Source organism: Oceanicaulis sp. UBA6590, assembly GCF_002433705.1.
Classification (GTDB): Bacteria; Pseudomonadota; Alphaproteobacteria; order Caulobacterales; family Maricaulaceae; genus Oceanicaulis.
The window spans coordinates 74768-80588 of record NZ_DJIQ01000039.1; the positions used below are offsets into that span (position 1 = coordinate 74768).

The window sequence follows — 5821 nt, forward strand, 5'->3', positions numbered from 1 at the left end:
CCGAAGTCGAAGGCGAAGACCTGGCTGCGCGGATACCGGCGGAACTGAAGCGCCATCAGTGCCAGCAGCACGGACTTTCCCGCGCCGGTCGGGCCGACGACGAGGGTGTGACCGACATCCCCGACATGGAGAGAAAACCGGAACGGGGTGGAGCCTTCGGTCCTGGCGTAGAGCAACGGAGCGTCGCCGAAATACTCATCCTGTTCCGGCCCCGCCCAGACCGCCGAGAGCGGGATCATATGGGCGAGATTCAATGTGCTGATCGGTGGCTGCCGGACATTGGCATAGGCATGGCCGGGCAGACTTCCGAGCCAGGCATCGACGGCGTTGACCGTCTCGACCATGACGGTGAAATCGCGGGACTGGACGATCTTCTCGACCAGCCGCAGTTTCTCGTCAGCGCGGCGGACGTCCTCGTCCCAGACAGTGATCGTGGCCGTGACATAGGCCATGCCAGCCAGATCCGCGCCGAGTTCCTGCAAGGCCATATCTGCGTCAGCGGCCTTGTTCGCCGCGTCTGTATCAACCAGCGCGGATTGCTCGTTGGTCATCACCTCCTTGAGGATCGCGGCGATGCTCTTGCGTTTGGCAAACCACTGACGGCGTATCCGCGTCAGCAGCTTGGTTGCGTCCAGCTTGTCCATGAGAATGGCCCGGGTCGACCAGCGATAGGGAAAGGCCAGCCGATTCAACTCGTCGAGCAGGCCCGGGGTCGTGGCGCCGGGATAGCCGGTGATCGTCAGGACGCGGAGATGGTGATTGCCCAGGCGCGGCTCCAGGCCGCCGGCCAGCGGCTGGTCAGGCAAGAGCGCGTCGAGATAGACCGGCACCTCGGGCACGCGCACGCTGTGCCGGTTGGTCGAAATCGTCGAATGCAGGTAGGTCAGCGTAGCGGCGTCATCGAGCCAGTGGCAGTCCGGCATGAAGCCGTCGAGCAGCGCCAGCACGCGATCGGCGCGGTCGATGAAGCCGCGCACCTGTTCCCAAGGGTTCACACCCGAGGTCTCGCGGCCCTCGTAGAGCCAGGACTCCGAACGCGCCGCGTCCTCGGCAGGCGGAAGCCAGAGGAGCGTCAGGAAATAGCCGGAGACGAAATGGCTCCCCTCCTCCTCGAAACCGGCCTTGCGCTCGGCATCGACCAGCGCCGATGCCGCATCCGGGAAGGTGCTCACCGGATAGGTCGCGGCCTCAGAGCGCTGTGCTTCCACAAAGATCGCCCACCCGGAACCGAGGCGACGGAAAGCGTTGTTCAGCCGGCCGGCGACCGCGACCAGTTCGGCCGCGACGGCGCTGTCGAGATCGGGCCCCCGAAACTTCGCCGTCCTCTGAAACGAGCCGTCCTTGTTGAGGACCACGCCCTCCCCGACCAGCGCCACCCAGGGCAGGTAGTCGGCGAGGCGCGAGGCGGTGCGGCGGTATTCAGCAAGATTCATCATGGGGGTTCACACCGAGAGATAACCGGGAATGCGCAAATGGCGGCGCGCGACCTCGACGAAGAGCGGATCGCGCCTGGCCGCCCAGACAGCTGCGATGTGGCCAACGGCCCAGATCAGGATTCCGACCAGCCAGAGCTGAAGCCCGAGGCCGACCGCACCGGCGAGCGTGCCATTCAGGATGGCAACCGAGCGCGGTGCGCCGCCGAGGAGGATCGGCTCGGTCAGCGCGCGGTGGACCGGAACGCTGAACCCCGGAACTGCGTCGAGGACCTCGAAACTCACCGCCATCAGATCAGCGCTCCGCCACCAAAGCTGAAGAAGCTCAGGAAGAAGGACGAGGCCGCAAAGGCGATGGAGATGCCGAACACGATCTGGATCAGGCGCCGGAATCCGCCGCCGGTATCGCCGAAGGCCAGTGTCAGACCGGTGACGATGATGATGATCACCGCCACGATCTTGGCCACCGGCCCCTCGACGGAGTCGAGGATGGATTGCAGCGGCGCTTCCCAGGGCATGGAAGAACCGGAGGCATGAGCGACCGGGGCGATGAACAGGCTGACATAGGTGGCGGTGGCCGCGGTGGCGATGTGCTGGCGGATGCGCAGGGCGTGACGGATCATTCGAGGTCTCCTGGTTCGTGAGTGGTGGGTTCTGAAATGAAAGGTGAAATCCGGTAGTCGCCCTCCGGCCCCAGGCCCTCGACGCGGGCAAGTTCGGCCAGACGATGCGCGGAACCGCGCCCGGCCAGGACGGCCACGAGATCGATGGTCTCCGCGATCATGGCCCGCGGCACAGTGACGACGGCTTCCTGGATGAGTTGCTCGAGACGACGCAGCGCGCCGATCCCGGTACCGGCATGGATGGTGCCGATGCCGCCGGGATGGCCGGTGCCCCAGGCTTTGAGCAGGTCAAGCGCCTCGGCGCCACGCACCTCACCGATCGGAATACGATCGGGGCGCAGGCGCAGCGAGGACCGGACCAGATCGGACAGGCTGGCAACACCGTCCTTGGTGCGCATCGCCACGAGGTTCGACGCGGCGCATTGAAGCTCTCGGGTGTCCTCGATGATCACGACGCGATCGGAGGTCTTGGCCACCTCGGCGAGCAGTGCATTGGTCAGCGTGGTCTTGCCGGTCGAGGTACCCCCCGCCACCAGGATATTGGCACGGGTCGCAACCGCCTGGCGCAGCGCCTCGGCCTGCATAAAGGTCATGGTTCCGGCGATGACATAATCTTCGAGGGTGAAGACGGCGACGGCGGGTTTGCGGATGGCGAACGTCGGCGCCGCGACCACGGGAGGCAACAGCCCCTCGAAGCGCTCGCCGGTTTCCGGCAGTTCCGCGGAAACGCGCGGGGACAGGCTATGAACTTCGACGCCGACATGGTGCGCGACCAGTCGAACGATGCGCTCGCCGTCTGCTGCGCTCAGCATCTTGCCGCTGTCGGCCAGCCCCTCGGAAAGTCGGTCGACCCAGAGCCGCCCATCGGGGTTGAGCATCACCTCGACGGTCATGGGGTCGTCCAGAAACCCGGCGATCGCCGGCCCGAGCGCGGTGCGCAGCATCCGCGCGCCTCTCCGGATCACCTCTGGTCTCTGATCAGTCTTTCCCATGCCGGCCCCGTTCCCTTGCGGGCGCCTCCAACAGGCCGCCCTGGATCGGGGTCGATTAAGAAAGCCGTAAATGCCTACAGCTCAACAGGTTTCCGAGGGGGTAGTAGCGTGGCGTGTAAAGACAGGAAAACGGCGACTTTGCCTCCAGATCCACTTCAGAAGGAAGGCGTCGTGGCAACCGTCATGCGAACTTGGTGGTTTCGGGCGTATTTTGTTGAAAAACTCGCGCTTGATCGAAGGGCCGTCGGCTGATTCAATTCCTGAAGAGGGTGGGAGGATCGGCGATGATGGGACCGCGGCAGGAGGCGCAACCGGCGCTGTTCTACGAGTTCTCGCTTGAGGATCATGTTCCGCAGAACCACCTGCTGCGCTCCATTGATCGGTTCGTCGACCTGTCCGGGATCCGCACCTACCTTGCCGATTTCTACAGCCACACCGGTCGGCCTTCGGTCGATCCCGAGCTGCTAATCCGGATGCTTCTGGTGGGCTATTGCTTCGGCATCCGGTCAGAACGGCGGCTCTGCGAGGAGGTGCATCTGAACCTTGCCTACCGGTGGTTTTGCCGCCTCGACCTTAGCGATCGCGTCCCGGATCACTCGACATTTTCCAAGAGCCGGCATGGACGGTTCCGCGACAGCGAACTGCTGCGGCACCTGTTTGAGACCACGGTGGCCCGCTGTATCGAAGAGGGCTTGGTCAGCGGCCAGCGCATGGCCATCGACGCCAGTCTGATTGAGGCCGATGCCAACAAGCAGAACTCGACACCAAAGGAAGAGTGGGATCCGGCGCAGGTCGATCCGGACGACGCGCCCCGCGCTGTGCGTGAGTATCTCGCCACCCTGGATGAGGCGGCGTTCGGTGCCGCCAGCGAGGTGCAGCCCAAGTTCACGTCGCATTCCGACCCGGCCAGCCAATGGACGGCCGCCCGTAAGGGACCGGCATTCTTCAGCTATTCCGACAATTACCTGATCGACACGGACCACGGCGTCATCGTGGATGTTGAAGCGACGCGGTCCAACCGGCAAGCCGAAGTCGGTTCAACCAAGACCATGTTGGGGCGCGTCAAAGCCAGGTTCGACCTCCATCCCGAGCGTCTGATTGCAGACGCCGCCTACGGAACCGCTCCAATGCTGGGCTGGTTGGTCGACCGCAAAATCGCGCCCCACATTCCTGTCCTCGACAAGTCTGGACGCAGCGATGGCACCTGGACCCGCGCCGACTTCGAGTGGGACGCTGCAAACGACCAATACCTCTGCCCCGAGGGGCACGAGCTGAAGCAATTCCGCCGGAACTATTCCGACCCGAACCGGGGGCCGACAGGCAAGGGAACAGCGCGCTATCGGGCGCTGAAAGAGGTCTGCCAGGCCTGTCCATCCAAGGCAAAGTGCTGCCCCAACGCGGATGCGCGCAAGATCACCCGTGAATAACATGAGGATGCCCGGCAGGTCGCCCGCGACATCGCCAAAACCGAGCAATACGTCATCTCGATGAAGCTGAGGAAGAAGGTCGAGATGCTCTTCGCCCACCTCAAACGGATCTTGGGCCTGAACCGGCTCCGATTACGTGGCCCATGCGGCGCAAATGACGAATTCCTCCTGGCCGCAACCGCCCAAAACCTCCGCAAGATGGCCAAGCTCCTTCCTGCACCGCAGCAACCGCGAAAAGCCTGACAGGAAAGGCGCTCGCGCTCAAATCTGGGCGCCGCATTCTGCGCCAGCAAACGGGTGTTTTTCCACAGAATCGGCGGAGAGCCGACCTTCGCTGCGTGACGCATGAATGGCTGCTCCGGTGTGTCAGCTGGCGTCCTTGAACACCTGGTAATCGCCGCGGACCTGAACCCGGACAGTCACATCCGAATTATCGCGGTTGTGCCAGAACCAGCCGTGGTCGCCGTCGAACTCGGCGGTGAACTCGCCTTCCTCACCGGTCGAGCCGCGGCCCTTTTCGTAGGTGACGGAGTTGCCGCCGCCGTGTCCGTGCAGGTCGAAGTTCACCCGGCCGCCTTCGACGGTCATCAGGTATTGCGCGGTCTGGCCCTCGGTCATCTCCATTTTCCATTCGGCCGTGTCGCCGGGCGCGAGCGTGAAGGTCGTTTCATCGCGCCAGACCGGTGCCTCCTGCGCGGCGGCGCTGCTGACGAAAAGCCCGGCCAGATCGGACCAGAGGCTGGAGCGGGGCTCAATCGCGCTCATCTCGTCGAGGCGCTTTTCCTCGGCCAGCTCCTGCTTGATCTCGCCCATCTCGGTCAGGCCAAGGAGGCCGCCGACGCGGGTCGGGTCGATGCCGTATTCCGCAGGCAGGACGACGGTCACCAAGATGGCGACAGCCGAGGCAGCGGCGATGCCCGTCGACTTCAGCAGCTGGCGGCTGGTGGGCAGGTCTTCGAGGGCGGGTTTCTGTGCGTTGTGCATGTCTGTCTCCGTAAGATCAGGACGTGAGGAAGAGGCCGGTCAGCTGATACCCCATGAGGATGAACCCCATGGACATCATCACGACGTTGGCCGTGTAGGCGTGGCGCCAGAACGACGGCTGGCGGCGCCACCAGCCCATGGCGATCAGGATCACGGCCAGCGCCATGATCTGCCCCAGTTCGACGCCGACATTGAACGCCAGCAGGTTCGGCACCAGGCCCTCCGAGGCGATGTCGTAATCGAGGATCTTGGTTGCCAGGCCGAGGCCGTGGAAGAAGCCGAAGATCAGCGTGGCGGCTTTGGTGTTGGGCTGGACACCGAACCAGCGTTGGAAGGCGCCGAGGTTGTCGAGCGCCTTGTAG

Annotated in this window: 6 protein-coding genes and 1 pseudogene; 1 reads left to right on the forward strand and 6 read right to left on the reverse strand. The window is 64.2% G+C overall.

Annotated features, from left to right (window positions below):
• The 4 genes from B2Z70_RS08540 to trbB form a co-directional block, all read right to left on the reverse strand.
• On the reverse strand, positions 1 to 1436 hold a 1436-nt coding region (locus B2Z70_RS08540; RefSeq protein WP_518167578.1), incomplete at its 3' end, for a VirB4 family type IV secretion/conjugal transfer ATPase.
• A 6-nt stretch (positions 1437 to 1442) separates the two neighbouring features.
• Positions 1443 to 1724 (reverse strand): VirB3 family type IV secretion system protein, encoded by a 282-nt coding sequence (locus tag B2Z70_RS08545; RefSeq protein ID WP_064790338.1) that lies wholly within the window; start codon positions 1722 to 1724, stop codon positions 1443 to 1445.
• Complete coding sequence (locus tag B2Z70_RS08550) at positions 1724 to 2056, reverse strand: TrbC/VirB2 family type IV secretion system protein (protein ID WP_064790337.1); 333 nt, start codon at positions 2054 to 2056, stop codon at positions 1724 to 1726. The genes B2Z70_RS08545 and B2Z70_RS08550 overlap by 1 nt, the downstream gene beginning before the upstream one ends.
• Positions 2053 to 3048 (reverse strand): P-type conjugative transfer ATPase TrbB, encoded by a 996-nt coding sequence (gene trbB, locus B2Z70_RS08555; RefSeq protein WP_292982491.1) that lies wholly within the window; start codon positions 3046 to 3048, stop codon positions 2053 to 2055. The genes B2Z70_RS08550 and trbB overlap by 4 nt, the downstream gene beginning before the upstream one ends.
• A 284-nt stretch (positions 3049 to 3332) precedes the next feature.
• Between trbB and B2Z70_RS08560 the strand changes: the two are divergent.
• Positions 3333 to 4718 (forward strand): annotated as a pseudogene (locus B2Z70_RS08560) (IS1182 family transposase).
• 123 nt (positions 4719 to 4841) lie between these two features.
• Here B2Z70_RS08560 and B2Z70_RS08565 read toward each other — a convergent pair.
• The gene (locus B2Z70_RS08565) at positions 4842 to 5459 is read right to left on the reverse strand and encodes a transmembrane anchor protein (protein ID WP_292982493.1); all 618 of its coding nucleotides are present in this window, start codon (positions 5457 to 5459) and stop codon (positions 4842 to 4844) included.
• Between the two features lie 16 nt (positions 5460 to 5475).
• On the reverse strand, positions 5476 to 5821 hold a 346-nt coding region (locus B2Z70_RS08570), incomplete at its 5' end, for a HupE/UreJ family protein (RefSeq protein WP_292982495.1).

Coding starts and splice junctions, on each gene's coding strand:
- B2Z70_RS08545 (WP_064790338.1), bottom strand. CDS start 1,724: ATGGCGGTGAGTTTCGAGGTCCTCGACGCAGTTCCGGGGTTCAGCGTT.
- B2Z70_RS08550 (WP_064790337.1), bottom strand. CDS start 2,056: ATGATCCGTCACGCCCTGCGCATCCGCCAGCACATCGCCACCGCGGCC.
- trbB (WP_292982491.1), bottom strand. CDS start 3,048: ATGGGAAAGACTGATCAGAGACCAGAGGTGATCCGGAGAGGCGCGCGG.
- B2Z70_RS08565 (WP_292982493.1), bottom strand. CDS start 5,459: ATGCACAACGCACAGAAACCCGCCCTCGAAGACCTGCCCACCAGCCGC.